24 protein-coding genes are annotated in these 25,552 nt (G+C 65.1%); 12 read left to right on the forward strand and 12 right to left on the reverse strand.

Annotation, left to right across the window (positions count from 1 at the left end; translation table 11 throughout):
- Positions 1-16: 16 nt before the first annotated feature.
- Genes ccoG through ccoS form a run of 4 tightly spaced genes read left to right on the forward strand, consistent with a single transcriptional unit; the run spans position 17 to position 4,378 of the window.
- Positions 17-1,510, forward strand: coding sequence for a cytochrome c oxidase accessory protein CcoG (ccoG, locus tag OA2633_RS08200; RefSeq protein ID WP_009802057.1), 1,494 nt, complete (start codon positions 17-19; stop codon positions 1,508-1,510).
- Positions 1,507-2,001, forward strand: coding sequence for a FixH family protein (locus OA2633_RS08205; protein ID WP_009802058.1), 495 nt, complete (start codon positions 1,507-1,509; stop codon positions 1,999-2,001). The genes ccoG and OA2633_RS08205 overlap by 4 nt, the downstream gene beginning before the upstream one ends.
- Positions 1,989-4,211 carry a heavy metal translocating P-type ATPase gene (locus OA2633_RS08210; protein WP_009802059.1) on the forward strand — a complete coding sequence of 741 codons (2,223 nt, stop codon included), beginning with the start codon at positions 1,989-1,991 and terminating at the stop codon, positions 4,209-4,211. Before OA2633_RS08205 ends, OA2633_RS08210 begins: the two co-directional genes overlap by 13 nt.
- Positions 4,208-4,378, forward strand: a complete 171-nt coding sequence (ccoS, locus tag OA2633_RS08215; RefSeq protein ID WP_009802060.1) for a cbb3-type cytochrome oxidase assembly protein CcoS — start codon at positions 4,208-4,210, stop codon at positions 4,376-4,378. The genes OA2633_RS08210 and ccoS overlap by 4 nt, the downstream gene beginning before the upstream one ends.
- 115 nt (positions 4,379-4,493) lie before the next feature.
- On the opposite strand, the gene OA2633_RS08220 is transcribed toward ccoS, so the two are convergent.
- A complete protein-coding gene (locus tag OA2633_RS08220; RefSeq protein ID WP_009802061.1) occupies positions 4,494-5,291 on the reverse strand; it encodes a DUF2189 domain-containing protein in 798 nt (265 codons plus the stop codon).
- Between the two features lie 180 nt (positions 5,292-5,471).
- Here OA2633_RS08220 and OA2633_RS08225 point away from each other — a divergent pair, with 180 nt between their 5' ends.
- Positions 5,472-6,305 (forward strand): SDR family oxidoreductase, encoded by an 834-nt coding sequence (locus OA2633_RS08225; protein WP_009802062.1) that lies wholly within the window; start codon positions 5,472-5,474, stop codon positions 6,303-6,305.
- A 9-nt stretch (positions 6,306-6,314) separates the two neighbouring features.
- Here the strand turns inward: OA2633_RS08225 and leuB are convergent, their stop codons facing one another.
- The 9 genes from leuB to OA2633_RS16585 form a co-directional block, all read right to left on the reverse strand.
- Complete coding sequence (gene leuB / locus OA2633_RS08230) at positions 6,315-7,382, reverse strand: 3-isopropylmalate dehydrogenase (RefSeq protein ID WP_009802063.1); 1,068 nt, start codon at positions 7,380-7,382, stop codon at positions 6,315-6,317.
- Entirely contained in the window at positions 7,379-7,957 is a 579-nt protein-coding gene (leuD, locus tag OA2633_RS08235) for a 3-isopropylmalate dehydratase small subunit (protein ID WP_009802064.1), read from the reverse strand. The genes leuB and leuD overlap by 4 nt, the downstream gene beginning before the upstream one ends.
- The gene (leuC, locus tag OA2633_RS08240) at positions 7,947-9,386 is read right to left on the reverse strand and encodes a 3-isopropylmalate dehydratase large subunit (protein ID WP_009802065.1); all 1,440 of its coding nucleotides are present in this window, start codon (positions 9,384-9,386) and stop codon (positions 7,947-7,949) included. The genes leuD and leuC overlap by 11 nt, the downstream gene beginning before the upstream one ends.
- On the reverse strand, positions 9,364-10,332 hold the full coding sequence (locus tag OA2633_RS08245; protein WP_009802066.1) for a branched-chain amino acid transaminase: 969 nt from the start codon (positions 10,330-10,332) through the stop codon (positions 9,364-9,366). The genes leuC and OA2633_RS08245 overlap by 23 nt, the downstream gene beginning before the upstream one ends.
- Before the next feature lie 12 nt (positions 10,333-10,344).
- A complete protein-coding gene (locus OA2633_RS08250) occupies positions 10,345-11,934 on the reverse strand; it encodes a 2-isopropylmalate synthase (RefSeq protein ID WP_009802067.1) in 1,590 nt (529 codons plus the stop codon).
- On the reverse strand, positions 11,931-12,197 hold the full coding sequence (locus OA2633_RS08255) for an ACT domain-containing protein (RefSeq protein ID WP_009802068.1): 267 nt from the start codon (positions 12,195-12,197) through the stop codon (positions 11,931-11,933). Before OA2633_RS08255 ends, OA2633_RS08250 begins: the two co-directional genes overlap by 4 nt.
- A gap of 3 nt (positions 12,198-12,200) precedes the next feature.
- Complete coding sequence (ilvG, locus tag OA2633_RS08260; RefSeq protein WP_009802069.1) at positions 12,201-13,895, reverse strand: acetolactate synthase 2 catalytic subunit; 1,695 nt, start codon at positions 13,893-13,895, stop codon at positions 12,201-12,203.
- Positions 13,896-13,916: 21 nt separating this feature from the next.
- Complete coding sequence (ilvC, locus tag OA2633_RS08265; protein WP_009802070.1) at positions 13,917-14,930, reverse strand: ketol-acid reductoisomerase; 1,014 nt, start codon at positions 14,928-14,930, stop codon at positions 13,917-13,919.
- Positions 14,931-15,052: 122 nt separating this feature from the next.
- Entirely contained in the window at positions 15,053-15,181 is a 129-nt protein-coding gene (locus OA2633_RS16585; protein ID WP_009802071.1) for a hypothetical protein, read from the reverse strand.
- A gap of 331 nt (positions 15,182-15,512) precedes the next feature.
- Here OA2633_RS16585 and OA2633_RS16255 point away from each other — a divergent pair, with 331 nt between their 5' ends.
- The 5 genes from OA2633_RS16255 to ilvD all read left to right on the forward strand — a co-directional run bounded on the left by OA2633_RS16255 (position 15,513) and on the right by ilvD (position 21,529).
- On the forward strand, positions 15,513-15,665 hold the full coding sequence (locus tag OA2633_RS16255) for a hypothetical protein (protein WP_162010988.1): 153 nt from the start codon (positions 15,513-15,515) through the stop codon (positions 15,663-15,665).
- 122 nt (positions 15,666-15,787) lie between these two features.
- Positions 15,788-17,572, forward strand: coding sequence for a homoserine dehydrogenase (locus OA2633_RS08270; protein WP_009802073.1), 1,785 nt, complete (start codon positions 15,788-15,790; stop codon positions 17,570-17,572).
- A gap of 22 nt (positions 17,573-17,594) precedes the next feature.
- On the forward strand, positions 17,595-18,548 hold the full coding sequence (locus OA2633_RS08275; protein WP_009802074.1) for a homoserine kinase: 954 nt from the start codon (positions 17,595-17,597) through the stop codon (positions 18,546-18,548).
- On the forward strand, positions 18,539-19,840 hold the full coding sequence (gene thrC / locus OA2633_RS08280; RefSeq protein WP_009802075.1) for a threonine synthase: 1,302 nt from the start codon (positions 18,539-18,541) through the stop codon (positions 19,838-19,840). The genes OA2633_RS08275 and thrC overlap by 10 nt, the downstream gene beginning before the upstream one ends.
- 6 nt (positions 19,841-19,846) lie before the next feature.
- Positions 19,847-21,529: a dihydroxy-acid dehydratase gene (gene ilvD, locus OA2633_RS08285; protein ID WP_009802076.1), complete on the forward strand. Its 1,683-nt coding sequence runs from the start codon at positions 19,847-19,849 to the stop codon at positions 21,527-21,529.
- Between the two features lie 28 nt (positions 21,530-21,557).
- Here the strand turns inward: ilvD and OA2633_RS08290 are convergent, their stop codons facing one another.
- Positions 21,558-22,139 carry a TetR/AcrR family transcriptional regulator gene (locus OA2633_RS08290; RefSeq protein ID WP_009802077.1) on the reverse strand — a complete coding sequence of 194 codons (582 nt, stop codon included), beginning with the start codon at positions 22,137-22,139 and terminating at the stop codon, positions 21,558-21,560.
- 111 nt (positions 22,140-22,250) lie between these two features.
- On the opposite strand from OA2633_RS08290, the gene OA2633_RS08295 reads away from it, so the two are divergent.
- Both OA2633_RS08295 and OA2633_RS08300 read left to right on the forward strand, forming a co-directional pair.
- Positions 22,251-23,672, forward strand: coding sequence for a hypothetical protein (locus OA2633_RS08295; RefSeq protein ID WP_009802078.1), 1,422 nt, complete (start codon positions 22,251-22,253; stop codon positions 23,670-23,672).
- 152 nt (positions 23,673-23,824) lie between these two features.
- Positions 23,825-24,310, forward strand: a complete 486-nt coding sequence (locus OA2633_RS08300) for a YHS domain-containing (seleno)protein (protein ID WP_009802079.1) — start codon at positions 23,825-23,827, stop codon at positions 24,308-24,310.
- Between the two features lie 90 nt (positions 24,311-24,400).
- Here the strand turns inward: OA2633_RS08300 and OA2633_RS08305 are convergent, their stop codons facing one another.
- The gene (locus OA2633_RS08305; RefSeq protein WP_009802080.1) at positions 24,401-25,516 is read right to left on the reverse strand and encodes a phosphatidylinositol-specific phospholipase C1-like protein; all 1,116 of its coding nucleotides are present in this window, start codon (positions 25,514-25,516) and stop codon (positions 24,401-24,403) included.
- Positions 25,517-25,552 lie beyond the last annotated feature (36 nt).

The following is a 25,552-nucleotide window of genomic DNA, read 5'->3' on the forward strand; positions in this document are numbered from 1 at the left end:
GAGGCCGGAGAAGACCATGAACCTGATCAAGAATCGTCCCCAAGCGCGGGAACAGGCGGCGGACGGCGTGGAAGCCCATGACGCCGTTGCGGTCAACGCCGCCCATTCGCGCGAACTCTACAAGAAGCGCGAACCCATCTATCCCAAGCTAGTCCACGGCAAGTTCCGTCTGGGCAAATGGGTCTTCATGGCGCTGGCCCTGGGCGTCTACTACATCCTGCCCTTCCTGCGCTGGGACCGCGGCGCGGGCGCGCCCGACCAGGCGGTCCTCGTGGATTTCGCCAATGCCCGCTTCTATTTCTTCTTCATCGAGATCTGGCCCCAGGAAGTCTATTACATCACCGGGCTTCTGATCGTCTCGGCGCTGGCGCTGTTCCTGGTGACCTCGCTCTTCGGCCGGGTCTGGTGCGGCTATGCCTGCCCCCAGACCGTCTGGACCGACCTCTTCATCGCCGTCGAGCGGATGTTCGAGGGCGACCGCAACAAGCGCATCATGCTCGATCGCGCGGAGTGGAGCTTCAACAAGGCTTGGCGCAAGATCGGCAAGCATGCGGTCTGGCTGCTGATCGCGGCGGCCACGGGCGGCGCCTGGATCCTCTATTTCCACGACGCCTTCGCGGTCGTGAACAATTTCGTCACCGGCCAGGCCGCGCTGACAAGCTATATCTTCTTCGGCGTGCTGACCTTCACCACCTATGTGCTCGCCGGCACCATGCGCGAGCAGGTCTGCACCTATATGTGCCCCTGGCCGCGCATCCAGGGCGCGCTGATCGACAAGGAAGCGCTGAGCGTGACCTATCGCGTCGATCGCGGCGAGCCGCGCGGCCGGCACAAGAAGGGCGAAAGCTGGGAAGGCCGCGGCGACTGCATCGACTGCAAGGCCTGCGTCGCCGCCTGCCCGATGGGCATCGACATTCGCGACGGCGACCAGCTGGAATGCATCAACTGCGCGCTGTGCATCGACGCCTGCGACGACATCATGGCCAAGATCGGTCGCCCCAAGGGGCTGATCGCCTATGACAGCCAGGACAATGTCGATCGCCGCGCCCAGGATCTCAAGCCGCGCTACCGGTTCCTCCGCCCGCGCACCATCCTCTATGCCGTGCTGATCGCGGCGGTCGGCGGGCTGATGATGTTCAGCCTCATGAACCGGGCGGTTCTCGATCTCAACGCCTATCGCGACCGCAGCCCGAACTATGTGCGCCTGTCTGACGGCTCGGTGCGCAACGGCTATACGCTCACGATCCTGAACAAGACCGGCGAGACGCGCACCTATGAGCTGACCATCGAGGGCGACCCCGCCATGCAGCTCCGGGTTCTGGGCGCAGATGAGACATCTCGTCAGCTTGAAGTCGGCCCCGACCAGACGCAGGATTTCCGGGTATTCGTCACCTTGCCGCGGGATGCGGTGGATGCGCCCTCCGAACCGTTGAGCTTCATCGTCACAGACATGGAGACCGGCGAGACGGCGCAGACCCGCTCCGCCTTCCAGACCGGAGAGATCCGATGACCGACTATACCGCCCCAGAGGGCTCTTCCGGCTTCCGCATCACCGGCTGGCACGTGCTGGCGGGCATGATCCTGTTCTTCTCCACGATCATCGCGGTGAATGCGGTCTTCATCTCGCTGGCGGTGCAATCCTTCCCTGGCGAGGACCAGCGTCGCTCCTATGTGCAGGGGCTGGAATACAATGACGTCATCGCCCAGCGGCGCGCCCAGGCGGCGCTCGGCTGGACAGCCGCGGTCAATCTGGCGGACGACCGGGTGCTGATCCGCGTCACTGATGCGGACGACCAGCCCGTCATGGGCTTGTCGCTGACCGGGGCGCTGCGCCATCCGGCCAATACCGACCTTGATCACGCCCTCACCTTCAATGAGGCGCGCCCGGGCGTGTATTCCGCCCCGGTCGAGGCTGTCACCGAGGGCAACTGGACCCTGCATGCCGAAGCGGAAGACGCGGACGCGCCGTTCGTGCTGGAGCGCGAGTTGTGGCGTCAGTAGAGCCTGTTCTCGGCCCCGCGATTGCGCAGGCGGGTTCGCCCGCCCAAGCCCATGGGGACGAGATCACCGCCTTTGTGCGCGAGACCGAAGAGGGCAAGGCGATTGATCTTGCCGTCGAGGGGGCTCATTGCGCCGCCTGCATCGTCAAGATCGAGGACGGGCTGCAAAAGCTCGACGGCGTCAAGCGCGCCCGCCTGAACCTCTCAACCGGACGTCTGGCGGTGAAGTTTCATGGCGCGGACGCCAAGGCCGAAGAGATCGTGGGTCGGCTGGAGCATCTGGGCTATCGCGCCCGGCCCTATCAGCCTGAAACCGCAGACGACCCCAAATCCGATGAAGAGAAGCGCCTCTTGCGCGCCCTCGGCGTGGCGGGCTTCGCCTCCGCCAATGTGATGCTGCTGTCCATCTCGGTCTGGGCGGGGGAAGGCGAGATGAGCCTTCCCACCATCACCCTGATGCACTGGATTTCCGGGCTGATCGCCCTGCCCGCCGTCGCCTATTCGGGCTGGCCCTTCTTCAAGAACGCCATTGCGGGCATCAAAAGCCGCAACGTGAACATGGACCTGCCGATCTCGCTGGCGGTGCTGCTGGCGTGCGGCCTGTCGATCTATGAGACGGCGCTCGGTCATGGCGCGGCGTATTTCGATGCCGCGATCATGCTGTTGTTCTTCCTGCTGATCGGTCGGTTTCTGGATGTGCGACTGCGCGCCCGCGCCGGTCAGGCGGCCCGCGACCTCGCCGCGCTTCAGGCCCGCATCGCCCACCGCATCGAACCGGATGGCGCGATCAAGGCCATTCCAGCGCGTGACGTGAAACCGGGCGATCTGCTGCGCATTGCACCGGGCGACCGCCTGCCGGTCGATGGCGTCATCATCGAAGGCCGTGGCGAGATCGACGCCGCGCTTGTCACCGGCGAGACCCAGCCGCAAATGCTGGAGCCGGGGAGCACGGTCTATTCGGGCATGATCAATCTCAACGCGCCTCTGACCGTGAAGGCCACCGCCGCCCGCGATGATTCCCTGCTGGCGGAAATCGCGCGTCTGGTGGAAGCGGGCGAACAGGGCCGCTCGCGCTATGTGCGCTATGCCGACAAGGCCGCCCGCGCCTATGTGCCGGGCGTCTTCATCATGGCGCTCGTCACGCTAATCGGCTGGCTCGGCGTCACCGGAAACGTCCACGACGCGGTGATGAACGCCATCGCGGTGCTCATCATCACCTGCCCCTGCGCACTGGCGCTGGTGGTCCCCGCCGTTCAGGTGGTGGCCTCGGGTCGGCTCTATGGCGAGGGCGTGCTGGTCAAATCCGGCGACGCGCTGGAGCGGCTCGCAGAAGCGAAATCGGTGGTGTTTGACAAGACCGGCACGCTGACGCTCGGCCGACCCAGCCTGATCAATCGCGACGACATCTCGCCCCGCGCGCTCACTCTCGCCGCCCGGCTGGCGCGCGGCTCGCGTCACCCCATCTCTCGCGCGGTTGCGGACGCCGCAGGCCCCGGCCCGCTGGCCGATGATCTTCAGGAAATTGCGGGCGGCGGCCTGACCGGCACGGCTGAAGGCGCGGTAGTCCAGTTTGGCTCTGCGAGCTGGCTTGGCCTTGAAAAACAGGGCCAGGACCCTGACCCGTCGGTTCTGGAAGCCTGGCTTCTGGTTGAAGGCGAAACACCGGTCCGTTTTGTCTTTTCAGATGGTTTGCGGGCGGACGCGCCCGAGGCCGTCACGGGCCTGAAAGCCCAGGGCCTGCCCGTCGAGCTTCTGTCGGGCGATCGCGAAGCGCCGGTCGCCGCCGCGGCCCATGCGCTCGGTCTTGATCGGTATCAGGCGGGGCTGAAACCCCAGGACAAGATCGCGCGGATCAACGCTCTGAATGAAGCGGGCGAGGCCCCGATCATGGTGGGCGACGGCATCAATGACGCCCCGGCGCTGGCGGCGGCCCATGTCTCCATCTCCATGGGTTCGGCGGCGGACATTTCACGCTCGGCGGCCGATCTCGTCATTCAGGGCGACCGGCTGGCCGCCCTGCCCCGCGCGGTTGAGATCGCCCGGGCCGCAAAGGCGCGGATGATGGAGAATTTCACCCTCGCCAACATCTACAACGTCATCGCCGTACCGCTGGCGGTGTTTGGTCTGGTCACCCCGCTCGTGGCCGCCATCGCCATGTCCGCCAGCTCGCTCGTGGTGATGGCCAACGCATTGAGGCTCTGGCGCGCATGACCGCTCTACTCTGGCTGATCCCCGCCGCCCTCATGCTCGGCGCGATGGGTTTGCTCGGCTTCTTCTGGGCGATGAAGTCGGGTCAGTATGACGATCTCGACGGCGCCGCCGAACGCATCCTCATCGATGATGACGGACCCATCGTGGATGACGAGGACGAGCGCTAGTTCATAAAACACTGAAACCCCGGCCATGGAGCCGGGGTCTCTGTGAGGACAAGGCGTTTTATTCTGAAGGAGGTCCCGGGTCTCGCTCTCGCTCGCCCGGGATTTCAGCCTTGGATCAGGCGTGGTTCTTCTCGGCCAGACGCGCCTCGACTTCCTTGGCGCTCGGTTTCGGGCGCGGGTTGAAGTCCTTGTAGGCGCGCCAGCTGGCATGGGCGATCAACGGGAAGGTGATCGCGATGCCGACCCCGAACAGCGCAAGACCCGCCCCGGTCGCAAAGGCGATGATCCAGGCCCAGACCAGCATCACCTCGGGCTGCTCCTTGACCGCCTTGATCGAGGCGACCACCGCGGTCACCGCATCCACATCCTGATCCACCATCATGGGGAAGGAGAGCGCGGACACCATGAACGCCACGAGCGCCAGAGCCGCGCCGACCAGCGTGCCGATCACCATCAGCATGACGCCCTGCACATCGGTGAACAGGAAGGGCAGGAAGCTGTCGAGGCGGAAATCGGCTTCATGGGTGAACAGCGCGAACATCATCTGCGCCAGTCGCGCCCAGGTCAGGAAGAACACCAGCATCAGCACGCTCAGCAGCGCCAGCTGAGTGAACCGGCCCGCCGGTATCGACCAGAAATCCCACAGACCCGGCGTCTGGCCCTGATCGCGCATCTGGCTGATGCGGTAGATCCCGATGGCTGAGGCCGGCGCCACCAGCGCAAAACCGCCCATCATCACCGGCACCACCGCGCCCTGACCGAGTGACCAGAGGCCGACCGTGATCAGAAGGCCGATGACGGTGAAGACAACGCCATAACCGATGGACAGGAAGGGTGCGGCCCGCATGTCGTCAATGGCGCCCTTGATCCAGGCCCAGGGGGCATCGCGGCGGACTTTCTCCAGCGTAACCATGCAAACTCCTCCCTAGAATTTTTGTGTGTATTCCCGAGTGTGTTCCCATTTCCATGAACTGACAAGATCGTCTCCGGCCCAAGCGCCGATGGACAGGGGCTGAAAACTCTGAAACTCTGCGCGAAACTCCGGAGTGAACAGCGTTCACGTCAAAACCGGCAATAATCTCAGGGGGAGAGCATGACCCGTCATCTCGATTTCAAGGGCCGCACCGCTGTCATCACCGGCGCCGGCAGCGGCATTGGCGCAGCGCTCGCTGCGGCGCTCGCCGCGCGCGGCGCGAACCTTGCGCTCGCCGACATCAATGAAGCGCGACTGCAAGAGGTCGCCGACGCCCTCAAGAGCAATGAAATCAAGGTGACGACCCATAAGGTCGATGTCGCCGACAAGGACCAGATCGCAGCCTTCGCGGAGGCGGTCGAGCACGAGCATGGCGCGGTGCATGGCCTTTTCAACAATGCCGGCGTGGCGCTCGGCGGCACGTTCGACCGGGTCAAGGACGATGATTTCGAGTGGTTGATGAACATCAACTTCTATGGCGTGGTGCGCATGACCCGCGCCTTCATGCCGCTCCTGAAGCAGGCGGATATGGCGCAGCTGGTGAACGTGTCCTCGATCTTCGGGATCGTCGCGCCCTCGGGCCAGACCGCCTATTCCTCGGCCAAGTTCGCAGTGCGCGGCTTCTCGAATGCGCTGATGCACGAGCTGGAAGGTACGTCCATCGGGGTGACGACCGTGCATCCGGGCGGGGTCAACACCCGTATCGCCGAGGACGCCAAGAAACCTGAAGACATGACCGAGGCGGAACTGGCGGCTGTGAAGAAAATGGCCAAGGAAGGCCTCGTCATGCCGCCGCCCGAAGCGGCCGAGATCATCCTGCGCGGCGTCGAGCGCCGCCTGCCGCGCGTGCTCGTGGGCAAGGACGCCCATACGCTCGCCATTCTCGAGCGGATTTTCCCGATCAAGTACTGGAACTTCATCAAGAAGCGGGCCAGCCGCCCCCAAGCCGACTGACCCTGTCTTCTATTCGGCGGCGGCGGAGGCCGCCGTCTTCTCGATCTGCCGTAGCACGGCCTCGGCAAATTCAGAGCCGCTGGCCGCACCGCCCAGATCCGCCGTCCGCTCTTCGTGCAGCAAGGCCGCTTCCAGCGCCGCCTCCAGACGATCGGCGGCTCTGGGCTCGTTCAGGCCATAGCGCAGCAGCATGGCCGCACTGGCGATGGCGCCCGACGGGTTCGCCTTGTCCTGACCGGCAATGTCCGGCGCGCTGCCATGGATGGGTTCAAAGAGACCCGGTCCCGACGCGCCGAGGCTCGCCGAGCCCAGAAGCCCGATAGAGCCCGCCACCACGGCGGCTTCATCAGACAGGATATCGCCAAACAGGTTCTCGGTGACGATGACGTCGAACCGGGTCGGCCCGGTCACAAGCGCCATGGCCGCCGCGTCCACATAAAGATGATCCACCGACACATCGGGATAATCCGACGCCAGATCGTTGACCGTCTTGCGCCAGAGCCGGGAGGTGGCGAGCACATTGGCCTTGTCCACGCTGGTGAGCTTGCCTTTGCGGCCCTGCGCGGCCTTGAACGCTATCTCGGCGATGCGGCTGACCTCCACGCGGGAATACGCGCAACCGTCAAAGGCCTCCTCATCGCCTTCGCGCTTCTCGCCAAAATACATCCCGCCCGTCAGCTCGCGCACGATCAGCAGATCCGCGCCCGCCACCCGGTCCTCTTTCAGAGGGGAGAGATGCTCCAGCCCCTTGAAGACCTTGACCGGGCGCAGATTTGCGAACAGGCCCAGCGCCTTGCGCAAGCCCAGAAGGCCCTGCTCGGGCCGCTTCGCGCCGCCATCCCATTGCGGCCCGCCCACTGCACCGAGAAAGATCGCATCAGCCGCTTGCGCCGCTTTCAGGGTCTCCTCAGGCAAGGGCTCGCCGCAGGCCTCGATCCCCGCCCCGCCGAACGCGGCTTCGGAGAAGGTGAAGTCGAGACCCTCAAGTCGCGCCACTGCCTCGAGACAGGCCTGCGCCGCCCTGGCGACTTCCGGGCCGATGCCGTCGCCGGGCAGGATCAGGATGGACTGGCTCACGCGGCGGTCTCCTGCTCGAAGCGGGCAATGGCGTCAGACTGGTTGAGGATGTAGCCCAGCGGGTCCACACCCTCGATCAGGCAGGTGCGGGCGAACGGGTCGAGCTTGAAGCTCGCAGTGATATTGCCCGCCGTCACGGTCTGATTGACCACGTCCACGGTGATTTCAAGGTCCTCCCGGTCGAGAAGCGCGGCATGGGCGGCCTCGTCGATTTCGCACACCACAAGACCGTTCTTGAGCGCATTGGACTTGAAGATGTCCGCCGCGCGCGAGGTGATGACGGCCTCGACGCCGAAGTCGCGCAGCGCCCAGGGGGCGTGCTCGCGCGAGGAGCCGCAGCCGAAATTGTCGCCCGCAATCAAAATGCGTTGCTCCTCCCGGTTCACAGTGTTGAGCGGGTGATCGGTCTGCTCGCCGTCCGGGGTGAAGCGCCAGTCATGAAAGCACGCCTCGGCCAGCGCGCCGCGCTCGGTCGTGGTCAGAAAGCGCGCGGGGATGATCTGGTCGGTGTCCACATTGGCGTCGCGGATCACGAAACTGCGCGCCGTGACGGTCTTGATCGGCTCATTGAGCATGGGACGCCTCCAGAATGCGGCGTGGATCGGCGATGGCGCCCGCGATCGCAGAGGCCGCGGCGGTCGCCGGGCTCGCCAGGATGGTGCGCACCCCCCGGCCCTGACGACCGGCGAAATTGCGATTGGACGTCGAGACGATACGCTCGCCTGAACGTCCGCTATCGCCATTCATGGCGATGCACATGGAGCAACCCGGCTCGCGCCATTCCGCCCCGGCTGTGCGGAAGATGGCGTCCAGCCCTTCGGCTTCCGCCTGACGTTTCACCTCTTCAGATCCCGGCACGACCAGCATGCGCACGCCCGGCTTCACATGACGCCCGGCGATGACAGCCGCCGCCTCACGCAGGTCTGACAGGCGCGCATTGGTGCACGAGCCGACGAATACCGCATCGATGGTTTCGCCCATCAGGGCCTCGCCCGCCTTGAAGCCCATATAGTTGAGCGCCTCGGCGGCGGGGCCTTCCGGCGCGCGGGGCACAGAGGCGTCGATCGGCGCAGCCATGTCCGGGCTGTCGCCCCAGGTGACCATGGGGGCGAGTTTCGACCCATCCAGCCGCACCTCGGCGTCGAACCTGGCGTCCGGGTCGGATTTGAGGCTGGCCCACCGCGCTTTCGCCGCTTCCCAGGCCGCGCCCTTGGGCGCGTGCTTGCGACCATCCAGCCAGGCGAAGGTGGTGGCGTCGGGCGCGATCATGCCCGCTCGGGCGCCCGCCTCGATGGACATGTTGCAGACGGTCATCCGCTCTTCCATGGACAGCGCTTCTATGGCCTCGCCGGCATATTCGATCACATGGCCGGAGGCGCCGCCCGCGCCCAGCTCGGCGATGATGGCGAGGATCAGATCCTTGCCGCCGACGCCATGAGGCAGGCGGCCATCCACGGTGACGCGCATGGTCCGGGGTTTGGACTGCAACAGCGATTGCGTCGCCAGCACATGCCCGACCTCGGTGGTGCCGATGCCGAAGGCCAGCGCGCCGAACGCGCCATGGGTGGAGGTGTGACTGTCGCCGCAGACAATGGTCATGCCCGGCTGGGTCAGGCCCAGCTCCGGCCCGATCACATGGACGATGCCCCGCTCCGGACTGTCCCAACCCGCCAGACGGATGCCATGCCGGCGGCAATTGTCTTCCAGCGTCTCCACCTGCTTTTTCGCCGCCGCATTGATGTAGATCGGCTTGGACCCCGGCGCGCGCGGCGTTGTTGGGGTGGAATGATCCAGTGTGCCATAAACGCGATCGGGCCGCCGTACCTTCAGGCCACGCTGTTCGAGCGCGGTGAAGGCCTGCGGGCTCGTCACCTCATGGATGAGATGCAGGTCGATATAGACCAGCGCCGGGGCGGCATCGGTCTCGGGCTGGATGAGATGGGCGTCCCAGACCTTTTCAAACAGGGTTTTCGGGGACGTCTCAGACGGCGACGGCGTTGTCATGTCCTGTCTCCTGGGCTTGGGCGTTGACGGGCTCCAGCCAGCCCCAGTCGTCCTGGGTGCGGCCTTCGAACAGACCGAAAAAACGGTCCATGATCAGCTTGGTGACCGGCCCGGCGCCCGCGGCGCGGGTGGTCTTGTCATCGATGGAGCGGATCGGGGTGACCTCGGCGGCGGTGCCGGTGAAGAAGGCCTCGTCGCACAGATACAGCATCTCGCGCGGCAGGGTCTGCTCGACCACGTCCAGGCCTTCGCGCTTGGCGAGACGGATTACGCTGTCGCGGGTAATGCCCTGCAGGATCGACGAGCTGGCGGGCGGGGTCATCAGCTTGCCGTCCTTGACCAGAAACAGGTTCTCACCCGCGCCTTCGGACAGGCGCCCGTCCACATCGAGACCAATGCCCTCCGCATAGCCGCGGGATTTCGCTTCCCGGCTGATCAGATAGCTCGAGAGATAGTTGCCGCCGGCCTTGGCCGCGGTCGGCGCCGTGTTGGGCGCCAAGCGGTTCCAGCTCGACACGCACACATCCACGCCCTTCGTCCGGGCGTCCTCGCCCAGATACGCGCCCCAGGGGAAGGCCGCGATATAGGTGTCGATCGGAGCATCCTGGGCGGGCACGACGCCGATGGAGCCATAGCCGATGAAACTGATCGGCCGCAGATAGGCCGAACCCAGCTTGTTCTCGCGCAGCACCTGCTTGCAGGCTTCGGCCAGCTCCTGCGCGGTGTAAGGCAGATCGATGGAATAGATCCGCGCGGAATCGATCAGCCGCTTGACGTGATCGGTCAGGCGGAACACCGCCGGCCCGGCCGGCGTGTCATAGCTGCGGATGCCTTCAAAGAAGGACGTGCCGTAATGCAGGGCGTGCGACAGCACGTGAACCTGCGCATCCGCCCAGGGAATAAGCGCGCCATTGCGCCAGATATAGTCGACTTGATTGATGGCCATGGTGTTCGTCCTCTAGGCGGCGTGGGCGTTTGTGTTGCGGCGTCGACGGACGGCGCAGGCATTGTTGAGCGCGTCGATATAGGCGGAGACGCAGGCGGGAATGATGTCGCGGGCGCGGGCGCGGCCGGAGAAGACCTCCCCGTCCACGCTGGCTTTCAGATCGACCAGCACGTCCGCGCCCTGACCGTCCTCTCCGGTCTCATTGGGGTCCGCGGCGACATACTGCATCTCGATGTCCTCGACCCGGGCCGGGATCTCCATGATCTGGCTGACGGCGCGATAGGCCGCATCCAGCGCGCCCGGCGCGGACGCAATGTCGGTCACCTGGCCGCGGCGGCCATGATCCATCTCGATCCGGGCGACCGGATGATCCTTGGGTGAGAGCGGGGCGCGAATATCAATGCGCTTGAGGGTCCACAATTCAGCCTCTCCTTGTGCGCCGCTTTCAAGGCGCTCCAGCAGGGCTGACAATTGCCCTGAATCCACCAGTCCGATGTCGTCGGCCAGCGCCTTGAACGCCTCAAAGGCGGTCTGCAGGCGCTCGCCATCCAGCGTCCAGCCCAAAGCCTTGGCGCGCGCCGCCAAGGCATGTTTTCCCGAGTGCTTGCCCAGAACGATCTGGTTGGAGCTCAGCCCCACATCCTCGGGCTTCATGATCTCGTAGGTCTCCCGGTTCGCCAGCACGCCATGCTGATGAATGCCGGATTCATGAGCGAAGGCGTTCGCCCCCACGATCGCCTTGTTGCGCGGCGGATGGGTGTTGGTCGCCTTGCTCAGGGCCCGGCTCGCCGCCATGATCTGACGGGTGTCGATGCCGGTCGTCAGGTTGAACACGTCCCGGCGGGTGCGGATCGCCATGACGGCGTCCTCCAGCGCGCAATTGCCCGCCCGTTCGCCTATGCCATTGACCGTGCACTCGATCTGACGGGCGCCGCCGCGCACGGCGGCCAGCGAGTTGGCGACCGCCATGCCCAGATCATCATGACAATGAGCGGAGAAGATCACGTCCGACCCTCTGGTGACCTTGTCGCTGAGGTGCTTGAACAACTGGTAGATCTCGTCCGGCGTCGAATAGCCCACCGTGTCGGGCACGTTGAGTGTGGTCGCCCCCGCTTCGGCGGCGATGGAGAGCGCTTCGACCAGGAAGCCCCGCTCGGTGCGGATGGCGTCCTCGGCGGAGAACTCCACATCGTCGCAATGTTCACGCGCCAGCTCGGTCATCTCCTTGATGCGCGTCAGCACGTCTTCGGGGGTCATGTTCAGCTTGAACTCGCGATGCAGCGGGCTCGTCCCCAGAAAGATGTGGATGCGCTTGTTGGTTGCGGATTTCAGCGCCCGCGCCGCCGCATCGATATCGCCCGGCGTCGTGCGCGCCAGCGAGCAGATGGCGGGCCCCTCGATCTCATTGGCGATCCGCTCAACGGCGCGGAAATCACCCGGGCTGGCGGCGGCGAAGCCGGCCTCGATCACATCCACTTTCAACGCCTGCAGGGCGCGCGCGACGCTGAGCTTGCCGGTCTCTGACATGGAGAAACCGGGAGCCTGCTCGCCATCGCGCAAGGTGGTGTCGAAGATTCTGACAGGGTTTGCAGGTCGGGTCATGACGCCGCCTCATAAGCTGGGGTCAGGCTGGCCGAACGCACCGCGCTGACGCCGTAGATCTTGGCGATCTGGGCGCACAGCGTGCTCATCTTGCGACCGGCATCCCGCGGCTGGACCATCAGATCCATGCGCGCATCGGACTGGGTGTTCATCTGCGGCAGGTCGACGCCGCGCACCTCGAAGCCGCGACGCTCTACGAGCCCGATCAGACGCAGGATCGCGCCTTCACTGGGGCGAAATTCGATCTCGATCCGGTCTGTCATGGATCAGGCCTCCATCATGTCAGCATTGGATTTGCCCGGCGGCACCAGCGGCCAGACATTCTCACGCGGGTCGATGCGCACATGGCACAGGATCGGCCCGTTCGTGTTCAGGAGCCGCTCGATCGCGGCGGGCGCGTGTTCGCGCTGGTCCAGGGTGAAGGCCTCGATCCCGAAGGCGCGCGCCACGGCGGCGAAATCGGGATTGTCAAAGAGGTCCACTTCCGAGAAATTCTCGTCGTAGAACAGCTGCTGCCATTGGCGGACCATGCCCAGCTGGGAATTGTCCAGCAGCACGATCTTCAGCGGCAGGCGATAGCGACGCAGAGTGGCCAGCTCGTGAATGTTCATCATGATCGAGCCATCGCCCGACACGGTGATCACGGTCGCATCGGGCTCGGCCAGCAAGGCGCCGATGCCGGCCGGCAGGCCATAGCCCATCGTGCCCAGACCGGCGCTCGTCAGGTGCGCCTGCGGCCGGGAAAAGCGGCAATGCTGGGCCACCCACATCTGGTGCTGGCCCACATCGCACGTGATGATGGCGTCATCGCCCGCCTGTTCGGACAGGTCTTTCAACAGCTTGGGCGCGTAGATTCCCGAACCGGGCGCATCATAGCGCATGGCCCAGCGCTCGGCGGCCGCCGCGCAGCGTTGACGCCAGGGCTCGATGCTCAGAACGCCCGGCTCCAGCCGATCCAGCGTTTCCGCCAGATCGCCGGTCAAACCGACATCCGCATCGCGCAGCTTGGAGATCTCGGACGGATCGACGTCAAAATGGATGATGCGGGCCGAGGGGGCAAAGGTGTCGAGCTTGCCCGTCGCGCGGTCGTCAAACCGGGCGCCGATGCAGACCAGCAGATCGCTTTCATCCACTGCCAGATTGGCGGCCTTCGTGCCGTGCATGCCCAGCATGCCCAGAAAGCCCGGCGTATCGGTGGGCAAGGCGCCCAGACCTTTCAGGGTCGCCACCGCCGGGATGCGGGTGCGGCTGAAGAACCGGCGCAGGGCCGGCTCGGCTTTCGCCAGCGACACTCCGCCGCCGATATACAGCACCGGACGTTCGGCCTGCGCCATCAGGGCTTCGGCCTGGGCGATCAGGGCCGGGTCGGCGGGGGCCTGACTGACGGGCGCCCGGACCGTCTGATCGACTGAGGGGAACGCCGCTGACGTCTGGGTGACGTCCTTGGGCAAGTCGATCAGAACGGGTCCGGGCCGCCCGCGCTTCGCCAGCTCGAAAGCCTCGGCGAAGATCTGGGGGATGTCCCTGGCGTCCCTGACTAGGAAGGAGTGTTTGACGATGGGCAGGGTGATGCCGAAGACATCGATTTCCTGAAAGGCGTCCGTCCCCATCAGAGGCGTCGCCACCTGGCCGGTGATCGCCACCATCGGCACGGAATCCAGAAACGCGTTGGCGATGCCGGTGACCAGATTGGTCGCGCCCGGGCCGGAGGTCGCCAGGCACACGCCCACCTCGCCCGACACCCGCGCATAGGCGTCCGCCGCCAGCGCCGCCGCTTGTTCATGACGCACCAGAATGTGCTCGAGACCCGAGCCCGGCAGTGCGTCATACACGGGCATGATCGCCCCGCCAGGGTAGCCGAACACCTTCGATACGCCCTGCGCCCGCAGCGCTTCGACGACCAGATGGGCGCCGGTGCGGTGACGAGTGGCGGCGGGTGCGGCTTTGGGCTGGGCGGTCATGGTCGGTTTCCTTTGCGTGCGCTAGGCCTGGCCTGCATTGGCGCCGGGTTGCAGCCAGGCCATGCGGGCCCGCAGACGGGCGCCGGTCTTCTCGATGTCCTGGTTCAGATCCGCGCGCAGCAGGGCGTCGTACTGCGGCTTGCCGGCCTGGTTCTCCACGATCCAGTCACGCGCGAACTTGCCCGACTGGATGTCGGTCAGAACCTCGCGCATCCGGGCCCGGGTCTCGTCATTGATGACGCGCGGACCGGAGACCAGATCGCCGTACTTGGCGGTCTCGGAGATGAAGTCATGCATGCGGGCGATGCCGCCTTCATACAGGAGATCGACAATCAGCTTGAGCTCGTGCAAGCACTCAAAGTAAGCGATTTCAGGCTGGTAGCCGGCATCGACCAGGGTCTGATAGCCTGCCGCGACCAGCTCGGACGCGCCGCCGCACAGCACGGCCTGCTCGCCGAACAGATCGGTTTCGGTCTCTTCGGCGAAGCTCGTCTCGATGGCGCCGCCGGCGGTGCCGCCATTGCCCTTGCAATAGGCCAGCGCCTTCTCGCGCGCCTTGCCCGAAGCGTCCTGATGGATCGCAAACAGCGAAGGCACGCCGCGGCCGATCTCGTACTCGCGACGGACGAGGTCACCCGGTCCCTTGGGGGCGACCAGGATCACATCGATATCGGTGCGCGGACGGATCTGGCCGTAATGGATGGAGAAGCCATGGGCCACCATCAGCGTATCGCCCGGCGAGAGTTGCGGAGCGATGTCGCACTCATACACGTCCTTGTGGCTCATATCCGGGGTCAGCAGCGCCACGAAGCTGGCCTTTTTGGCGGCTTCGGCCGGAGTGAAAGTTTCAAATCCGTCGGCCCTGGCCTTGGCTTCCGCCCCGCCGCCGGGTCGGGCGCCGACAATCACCTCATGGCCGGAATCGCGCAGATTGCGGGCATGGGCGCGGCCCTGGCTGCCATAGCCGATGATGGCGATGGGGCCGGGCTTGATGGCGTCTGCGCTGGCGTCGTCGTCGGTGTAAATCCGGGTCATGATCCTGGTCTTTCGTGGCGTTCGAGCTGGCTCGGGGTTCAGGTCTGGGGTTGAGGCAAAGAAAAACCCCCGCTCCGGTATGGAGCGGGGGTTTGCTTGGGTCTGAGGTGTGTTTGCTACCGTCAGACAGGCGCCGCCGCTCCACCGGAGGTGGTAATAAGGAGTACGACGACAAGAAGTACGACCGAGCCGGCCACCGCAGCGATACGCTGGGCGTCCTGGGTCAGGGTCTGGGTCTTTGCGTCGCGCATGGCGCTGTCTCCCGGTTTCGACACTGCGTCGTGTGGCCCTGTTCATAAGGGCCGGAACGACGCGCGAAAATGACCGGCGATGCGACTGCTTTCGTCTCGCCGGGCTGTGCAAAAACCGTAAGGCCGAAATGCTGCAACGCGCAACACCTAAATGTCCGAACAACTAAGAAAAAAATTTCTAGTAGTTTAATCAGTAATTTAAGGGCTGTTTTTTCGAGATTGGCGTGACGATTGTGCTTTTCCTGTCACAGGGGGATGGTTGACGGGCTGTGGAAAAGCCGGTCACGGTGCGCTCGACGCTGCGCACTTGCAGCACGTCTAGGAGATGATCATGACCCGCTTCCCGCAGGTCCAGCACGACGCCCTGACGACCACGGTCTCCACCGTGACCGCAGGCGTATGCGCCGTCTCCGGAACCGCGCTCACCACCACCATTACCACCATTACCACCACCCTTACTCGAGGGCGGGGCGGTACGGGCTGAGCGCAAAACAGGCGCAAACATTCAACCCAACACCAACCCGCTCCCCGAAACCGGCGAGCGGGTTTTTTCATGCTTCATACCCACCCGGCTCGCACCCAACCGAACCAAAAAGGACTGATCCGATGGATCCCCAGCTTAATGTCTCCTCCGCCCCGAAAGGCCTGTGCGTCCTCAAGTTCGGCGGCTCGGTGCTGACTTCGGAAGCCGACTACGCCGCCGCTGGCGCCGAAATCTACCGCCATGTCAGGGCGGGGGAGAAAACCATCGTGATCGTCTCGGCGCTGAAAGGGGAAACCGACCAGCTTCTGGCCCAGGCCGACGCCAATGGCGGCGCGCCCTTCCCCGACATCACCGCCCGCCTCGCCCGGCTCGGGGAGTTCCGCTCCGCCGCCCTGATGGGGCTCGCCCTGTCTCAGCTCGGGCTCAAGGCCAAGGTTCTCGACCCCCATGAAATCGGCCTCATGGCCGAGGGCGACCCCATGGACGCCAATCTCAGCGAGCTGGACGCCGGCGCCCTGGCTGGCGCGCTCGACGAGGCCGACGCTGTCGTGCTGCCGGGCTTCACCGCCTGTCATGCCGAGCATGGCGCAGCGACGCTGGGCCGGGGCGGCACTGATCTGACGGCGGTGTTCTTCGCGGTGAAGGCGGGCGCGAACCGGGTGCGCCTGATCAAGGATGTGGACGGGGTCTACACCGATGATCCGGCCAAGGATCCGCATGCCCAACGCTATGATGCGCTTGATTATGACCAGGCGATGGACGCCAGCCGCGGCCTGATCCAGCCCAAGGCGATCGAAGCCGCCAAGGCCGCCGATCTGGTGGTGGAAGTGGCCGCCATGGGCGCCCGCGAAGCCACCCGCATCGCGTCGGGACCCGCTGTCATCGGGCGCCCGCGCCATCGCGGCCCGATGAAGGTCGCGCTTCTGGGCTGCGGCGCCGTGGGATCCGGCGTGCTCGACCATGTGCTGAGCCATCCTGAACTGTTCGAACTCAATCCGGTGCTGGTGCGCAATGTGGGCGCCCGGGCGGACGACCGCCGGGCGGTCTTCACCTCCGACCCCCATGCCGCCCTCGCAGGCGAACCCGATCTCGTGGTCGAGATGATGGGCGGCGCGGATGGCCCGGCCTCCGTGATGATGCCGGTGCTGCGCAATGGCCAGCACGTGGTCACCGCGAACAAGGCCGCCGTGGCCAAGCATTACGAAGCCCTGCATGAGGCCGCGAAGAAGGGCGGCGCGCATCTGATGTATTCCGCTTCGGTCGGTGGGGGCGTCGTCGTCCTTGAGCGATTGTCGGAGCTGAAGGATCAGGGCGTTGTCGCGGTCGAAGGCGTCATGAACGGCACCGGCAATTTCATCCTTGATCAGCTGGGCAAGGGCCGCCCGTTCGAGGAGGCTGTTTCCGAAGCCCAGCGCATGGGCTTTGCGGAAGCCGATCCCAGCGCCGATGTGGACGGCCATGACGCCGCCGACAAGCTCTCCATCCTGATCCGCGAGGCCTTTGGCGTGGAGCTTCCGCCGGAGAAGATCGCCAAGCAGTCCCTCAGCGAGGTCTCCGCCAAACAGGCCCAGGACGCCCTGATGAGCGGCAAGGTGTTCAAGCAGATCGGGCGCTGCAAGCTGGGCGCTGGCGGGGTCGTGGATGCAGAAGTCCAGGTGCGCGCCGTCCCGAAGGAGCACGCGCTCGCCGGGGCCCGCAATGAGGAGAACCGCTTCCTTCTGACCCTCTCCAACGGCGAAGTGCACGCCCTGCAGGGCAAGGGCGCGGGCCGCTGGCCCACGGCGGCCGCTGTTTTCGGCGACATGATGGACATCCGACGGGCATGGGCGTGTGATGGCGCCGCGCCCGCGCACGCACCGTCCGTTCGATCCCCCTTGCGGGCGGACGGTGCGTTGCGCAGCGCCTGACGGAAAGAGGACGAGTAGTCTCATGAGTGTGCAAGCGCGCGCCAGCGCCCCGGCCAGCATTGGCAATGTCGGGGTTGGATTTGATGTTCTGGGACAAGCGTTTGACGCGTGCCGGGATGAAGTGACCGCCCATCGTGAAAGCCAGCCCGGCGTCAGGCTGGGCGAAGTGTCCGGCCTGATGACGACATTGCCGGACGATCCCATGCGCAATACGGCGTTGCGGGCCGCCCAGGCCGTGCTTCAGGCTGTGAAAGCGCCGTTCGGAGCTCGGCTGGATGTGAAGAAAGGCGTGCCGATCAGCGCCGGCATGGGCGGGTCCGCCGCGAGCGCCGTAGCGGCTGCGGCTGCGGTCAATGCCTTGCTGGACAAGCCCTTCTCGACTGCCGAGCTGCTGCCCTTCGCCCTTGAAGGAGAACGGGCGAGCGCCGATCCGCCGCCCTGGGACAATGTCATGGCCTCGCTTCTGGGCGGGCTTGTGATTGCGGCCCAGCTCGATCCGGCGATCGTCAAGCCGATGCCGGTTCCCCAAGGGATCAGCGCCGTTCTATTTCATCCCGACGCGAAAACCGAAACCCAGGCCGCACGCGATGTGCTCCAGCCCGAGGTTCCGCTCAACACCGCCGTTGAGCATGCCCGTCGCCTGGGCGCCTTCACCCTGGGCTGCGCCACCTCGGACCTTGAGCTGATCCGCGCCGGGCTCGATGACGTGCTGATCGAACCCCAGCGCGCCTTCCTGCTGCCCGAAATGCGCGCCGTGAAAGCCGCCGCGTTGAATGCGGGCGCTCTGGGATGCTCCTTCTCGGGCTCCGGACCGTCCATCTTCGCCTGGGCGGCGGATCTTGATCTTGACGCCGTGGAAGCCGCCATGGCTGACGCCTTTGAGCAAGCCGGTCGCAAGGCCCGTTGCTATCGGGCGCCGCTCGACAGCTTCGGAGTGCGCCTGGAGCCGGCCGAGGAGCAAGAAGCATGCGCCTGATCTCGACCCGTCACGGCGCCAGCGCCAGCTCCATCTCCGAAGCCATCCGCGTGGGTCTGGCCGGCGATGGCGGCCTGTTCATTCCCGATGAGTTTCCCGAAGGTCAACTCAGCGGCCTGACCGCGCAAACCAGTCTTAAGGAGACCGCGCTCGCCCTGTTCGAACCCTTCTTCAAGGGCGACGCACTGGAAGGCGTTCTGCCGGAGCTCGTTGAAGAAACCTACGATTTCGACGTTCCGCTGGTGAACCCCTTCCCGGGACGCCCCGGCGTGTTCGCGCTGGAGCTGTTCCATGGGCCGACCGGCGCATTCAAGGATGTGGGCGCCCGGTTCCTTCTGCGCTGCCTTGACCGTATGGGCGACCCCGACAATCCCTTCACCGTGCTGGCCGCCACATCCGGAGACACCGGAGGCGCGGTGGGGTGCGCAGCTGAAGGCCGTACAGGCGTGCGGGCGGTGATCCTGTACGCCAAGGGACGGATTTCCGGGTTCCAGAAACGACAGCTGACCTGCTGGAACGCCCCGGTCTCCGCGCTGGAGGTCGAAGGCGATTTCGACGCCTGCCAACGCATGGTCAAGGCCGCCTTTTCCGACCGCGACCTCAGCAATCGTCACAATCTGACCAGCGCCAACTCGATCAATATCGCGCGCCTCTTGCCCCAGGCGGCCTACATGGCGTGGGCGGCAAGGCAGGCGTATGAGAAGAACGGCGTCAAACCCGGGCTGATCATCCCCACCGGCAATCTCGGCCATGGCGTCGCGGCCATCTGGGCCCGCCATATGGGCGCGCCCTGGGGACCGATCGTGCTCGCCACCAACGCCAATCGCACGCTGGCGGACTGGTCGATCTCTGGCCGGTATGAACCGCGCGCTTCCATCGCCACCCTCGCCAACGCCATGGATGTGGGCGCGCCGAGCAATTTCGAGCGCCTCGACGCCCTGCCCGATGACGCGGCGCGCCTGTCTGTGGAGCTCGTCGAGGACCGCGCCATACGCGCCCGGATCAAGGCTGACTATACCCGCTCAGGATATGTCTGGTGCCCGCACTCTGCCGTCGGCGCCGAAGCGCTGGCGCGCATGCGCGAGTTTGATCTGCACGCGCGGCCCTGGGTGATCGCCGCAACCGCTCATCCCTACAAGTTCGCCGACATTGTCGAACCCCTGATCGGCCGGACCATCGATCCCTCTCCCGCGCTGGCCGAGGTTCTGGACCGCTCGACCCGGTTTGAACCCTGCGCCGCGGATCTCGACGCCCTCAAAACGCAATTGAACGCCCTGAACGAAACGGCCTGATTTCAAATGACCGATAACAAACGCCCCTCGCACACACTGATCCAGGGGCCGGCCCGCGCCCCGGCTCGCGCCATGCTTCGCGCGGCCGGCTATGACGATGACCGGATGGCGAAACCCATGATCGCCATCGTCAACACCTGGACCAGCGTCACCCCGTGCAACATGCACCTTCAGGGTCTCGCCGATCATGCCCGCGCCGGGATCGAGGCGGCAGGCGGCACGGCGGTGGATTTCAACACCATCGTCGTCACCGACGGCATCTCCATGGGCACCGAAGGCATGCGCGCCAGCCTGATGAGCCGCGATTGCGTGGCGGACTCCGCCGAACTCGCCGTGCGCGGCCATTGCCTGGACGCCGTGCTGTTCCTGGTGGGCTGCGACAAGACCCTGCCTGGCGCCGCCATGGCGGCGGCGCGGCTGAACCTGCCCAGCGTCGTGCTCTATGGCGGCTCGATCATGCCGGGCAAGCTGGGCGACAAGGCGGTGACGATTCAGGACGTGTTCGAGGCCGTCGGGGCCTGCGCGGCGGGCAAGATCAGCGAAGACGAACTCGTCGAAGTCGAAAAAGCCGCCTGCCCCGGCGCGGGCGCCTGCGGCGGCCAGTTCACCGCCAACACCATGGCGCTGGCGCTGACCGCGCTCGGCCTGTCGCCCATGGGGCTCAACGACATTCCCGCCGTTCATCCCGACAAGCCCGAAGCCGCGCGCAAGGCCGGTCAGGCCGTGGTCGATGCGCTGAAGGCGGATCGCAAGCCGCGCGACATCATCACCCCGACCTCTCTGAAAAACGCCGCCGTCGCGGTGACCGCCACGGCGGGCTCCACAAACGCGGTCCTGCATCTTCTGGCCATTGCCCGCGAAGCCGGGGTCAGCCGGGATCAGTTCGACATTGATGTGTTTGACGCCGTGAGCCGGAAGACTCCGGTGATCGCCGATCTCAAGCCCGGCGGTCGCTATATGGCGCCGGACATGGCGGCTGCGGGCGGGGCACGCCTGCTGCTGCAGCGCCTGAAAGCCGCGGACATGCTGGACGATGCGCCCACCGTCACCGGCAAGACCCTGTTTGAAGAAGCCGAGCTGGCCGCTGAAACGCCGGGTCAGGACGTGATCCTGTCGCCCGACAAACCGCTCAAGAAGCGCGGCGGCTTCGGCGTGCTTTATGGCGATCTCGCCCCGGAAGGCTGCGTCGCCAAGCTCGCGGGTCATGACCGTCTGTTCTTTGAAGGCCCCGCCAAGGTATTTGATTGCGAGGAAGACTGCTTCGCCGCGGTCAATTCGGGCGGGATCGAGAAGGGCAATGTGGTCGTCATCCGCAATGAAGGCCCCGCCGGCGGGCCGGGCATGCGTGAAATGCTGGCCGTCACCGCCGCCATTCAAGGCGCAGGCCTGGGCGATGATGTGGCGTTGATGACGGACGGCCGCTTCTCGGGCGCGACCTATGGCTTCATGGTCGGGCACGTCGCCCCCGAAGCCGCCCATGGCGGACCCATCGCCTTTGTGAAGACCGGCGATATCATCACCATCGATATCGAGAACCGTCGCATTGATGTGAAGGCCGATCTCAAGGCGCGCATGGCCCAGGGCTTCACCCCGCCCGAACCCAAATACCGCACGGGGGCGTTCGCGAAATACGCCAGGCTCGTCCACTCCGCATCAGATGGCGCGGTGACGAGCTTCCCGTTCGACTAGCGCCTTTAAGAGGCTCCAAAGGAGACGATCAGGAGGTCCGGGTCTGGTCCAGGGCGGCGATGTGGATGCGCACCGCCCGGACGACCTGGTCCTCCCAGTCCGTGCCTTCGGTCTTCAGGGCCGTCACATGCTGGCGCAGGCTGACAAAGCCATGGATCAGCGCCCAGATTTCAAGCGCGGCATTGCGCACCTCATCCGCGGCATGATCGGGTAGAAACTCGGCCGAGCGTTCGAGCAGGCTGGCGAAAGCTTGCGTGCCCGCCTGACGCGCCTCTTCTGACGGGCTGAAGTCAGGCGATTGCTCGCCAAAGATCAACCGGTAATGGGCTTCATGCGCCCTCACGCTGCGCAGATACTGGCGCACCACGGTCTCGATCGCCGCATCGCGATCTCTCACGCCTTCGGGCAGGCGGGTCGTCGCTTCGACCTGCTCGAACCCTTCGATATAGAGCGCGTCCAGAATACCCTGCTTGCCGTCAAAATGGCTGTAGATACCGATGGTCGAGACGCCCGCCTCTTTCGCGATGGCGCGCACGCTGAGCGCCTTGTAGCCGCCCTCCAGGAACAGCTTTGACGCCGCCTGCATGATCGTGGATTTCGCGTCGCTCATGGTTTCAGCCTTGACGGGACCCGTTATGTCCCTGACAGTTGTATAACACTGTTATGATCAGGCTCAACCCGATGCAACAATAACGGGTGAGCCGTCCCGGGGAGGCGACTCATGGCGATCACACCTCTTGAGACTGATTATCTGGTCATTGGCGGCGGCGCCATGGGCATGGCCTTCACCGATGTCATCCTGTCCGAAACCGACGCCGACCTCATCATCGTGGATCAGAACGCCAAGCCGGGCGGGCACTGGAACCACGCCTATCCCTTCGTCACCCTTCATCAGCCCTCGAGCTTTTACGGCGTCTCCTCCAGGGAACTCAGCCGAGGGCAGCTCGATCAGGTGGGCCTGAACAAGGGGATGGGGGATCTCGCCAGCGGTCAGGAAGTCCTTGCCTATTACGAGCAGGTGATGAACCACACCTTCCTGCCTTCAGGCCGGGTGCGCTTCTTCCCCATGTGCCGGTATGTCGGCGAGGGCCGCTTCGAGCATGTATTGAGCGGAGAGGTGTTCGAGGTCAAAGCCCGGCGCAAGACCGTGGACGCGACGCATCTGAAAACCTCTGTCCCCTCCACCCATACGCCCAAATTCGAGGTGTCGCCCGACGCCTGGTTCATGCCGCCCAATGACTTGCCGAAGATCGACCGCAAGCCGGACGGCTTTGTGATCATCGGCGCGGGCAAGACCGCCATCGACACGGTTCTGTGGCTGCTGGAGCATCATGTCGACCCCGATGATATCCAGTGGATCATGCCGCGCGACGCCTGGCTGCTCGATCGGCGCAACACCCAGACCGGGCCGGACTTCTTCTTTGACACCATCGGCGCGCAGGCGCGTCAGTTCGAGGCCATCGCCAATTCCACAAGCCTTGAAGACATGTTCGACCGGCTCGAAGCCTGCGGCTATTTCCTGCGCCTCGATCCCGATGTGCGCCCCTCCATGTTCCATGGCGCGACCGTCAGCCAACGGGAAGTCGAGGAACTCCGCCGCGTCCGCAACGTCATCCGCAAGGGTCGGGTGAAGACCATCACGGCGGACCGCGTCATCCTGGATGAGGGCGAAATCGCCATCACGCCCGACACGGTGCTGGTTGATTGCGCGGCCCGCGCGGTCACGAATGACGCCATCGTTCCGGTCTTTCAGGGCGACAGGCTGGTGCTCCAGATGGTGCGCTCCTACCAGCCGGTGTTCAGCGCCGCCTTCATCGCTCATATCGAAGCCGCCTATGAAGACGAAGCCGAGCAGAACCGCCTGTGCGCGGTGGTGCCGCTGCCCAATCACGACACCGACTATATCCGCTTCACCGCCGCGTACATGATGAACCAGTATAACTGGAGCCAGATCCCCGAACTGCGCGCCTGGCTGCGCGAGAACCGGCTGGATGGTTTCTCCAAGCTGCTCAGTGAAATCGGCCCCGAAGACACGGAAAAGACCGCGCTGCTTCAGTCCATGCGCCAGACCGCGCCGGCGGCTGTAGCGAAGCTGTTTGAGTACATGCAGGCGCTCGATGACCCCGCCCAAGCGACGGGCTGATCTCATACGCAGCATTGCGGATCGTACAATCCTTTAGGGAGAATTCCGTCTACAGACGGGCTCTTTTTTCGTCTCTTTTACCGGGGCTGACCGAAGGCGTCGCGACCTTCACATCCCCGCTCGCCCTCTGGCGCGCACTCAGGAGAGAGACCATGAAGACCCTTGTTTCCACCGCTCTGATCGGCCTCGCGCTGGTCGCCGCCACCGCCCCGCTCGCTCTGGCCGAAGACGAAAACAACGTCACCTCCGGCTATACGCTGGCCGGCGCGCCGCTGGGCCTGCATGGCTCTGACCCGGTCGCCCTGATCCAGACCGGCATCCGCCTTGACGGCTCGGCTGAATTCTCCGCCGTGCACGACGGCGTCGCCTATTACTTCGCAAGCCAAGCCAATCTGCGCACCTTCCGCCGCAATCCCGAGCAATACATTCCGGCCTATGGCGGTTTCTGCGCGCTCGGCGTGGCGCTGGGCAAGAAGCTCGATGGTGATCCGCGCTTTTCCGCCGTGCGCGACGGCCAGCTCTATGTCTTCGTGAACGAGGAGATCCTGCGCAACTTCCTCAATGACGAAGCCGGCACCCTGGCCCGCGCCGAGCGCAACTGGACCGAGATCGAACACACCGCAGCGTCCGACCTGTAAGGGCCTCCCCCTCCCCTTACAGGGCAAGGGTTTCCCCCGCTCTTGCCGGACGTCAGACCGGGCGGTCGCACAGCGGCCGCCCGGTGTCTGTTATGGCGCCGGAATCGTCGTCATCGGGTTGCAGCGCACAATCAGCCCATCCGGCAGGCTGACCTGATATGCGCTCCATTCCGAGCGAGGCTGAGGGTAATCGGTGCTGATCCAGTGCGCGCCCAGTTCAAAGGCGGCGTCCCGGCGGCTGGCATCGCCCGTGCGCGCTTCCATCGTGTTCGCATCTGCGCGGGTGCGCACCAAAAACCCGCTCAATGCCGCATGAGCGATCATCTGCCGGTCCTCGACCGGATCGTTGAGGATGAAGATGGCGGCGTGATCAGCTTCAATGCTCTCAGACAGGGTGAACATCATCCGCCCTTCCAGCGAGGCCGCCTCGCCGCGATAGGCGTCCGCCTTCGCGCCCCGCTCGTCGAGCACCAGAAGGATGCGGCCGCGCGCCTCGCCCAATGTCGGCCAGCCGCCCGCCTCGACACCTTCACGCAGGGTGGCGTGATGACCGCGCACCTCATCGGGAATGATCAGATGGCCGGGCGCGAAGACTCGGGCGAACTCCGCATCAAGCGCCGCGAAAGCCTCGCGGTCAAAGTCGAGCGTCTCCACCGCGCCCGGCGCATCGATGCCGCCGGTCTTGGCGTTGAACATCACCATGATGGGCGCGTGATCGGGATGGGCGAGCGACCAGTCGCGAATCTCGCTCACGCAGGCGATCAGGGTCGAACAGCTTGAGCGCACATCGATATCGGGAATGTGCAAGACCTTGAAACCCGGCGCATCCATGCCCGTCGCGTCATAGGGCGCCGAGCCCTCCTGACCCGCCATCATCGCCGGCATCAGCGGATTGGCGTAGCGACCGCCTTCGGGATCATGGACAATATCAATCTCGAGATTGCGCATGCCCGCATCCAGCTGATCAGACAGCGGCGGATGGCTGTAATCGAGCGCCATCACTTCGGGGTTCTGCGCCAGAAGCGCCGCGAGTTCCGCGGGCGGTATGGCCTGCTTGTAACTGTTATGAGTGCCCACGGTCTGAAGCGCGGTGAGGGGCAGGCTGTCCCAGGCGCGGCCTTCAGGCCCATCAAGCTCCACCCCCACAGGACAGGCCACGTCAGAAAGCTGCAATGACAGCGCCAATGAAACGACAAGACCAATCATGTGAGCCCCCTCTTTCAGTCGGCCTCAGATAGCCAC

It is taken from the genome of Oceanicaulis sp. HTCC2633, assembly GCF_000152745.1.
In the GTDB taxonomy this organism is placed as follows: Bacteria; Pseudomonadota; Alphaproteobacteria; order Caulobacterales; family Maricaulaceae; genus Oceanicaulis.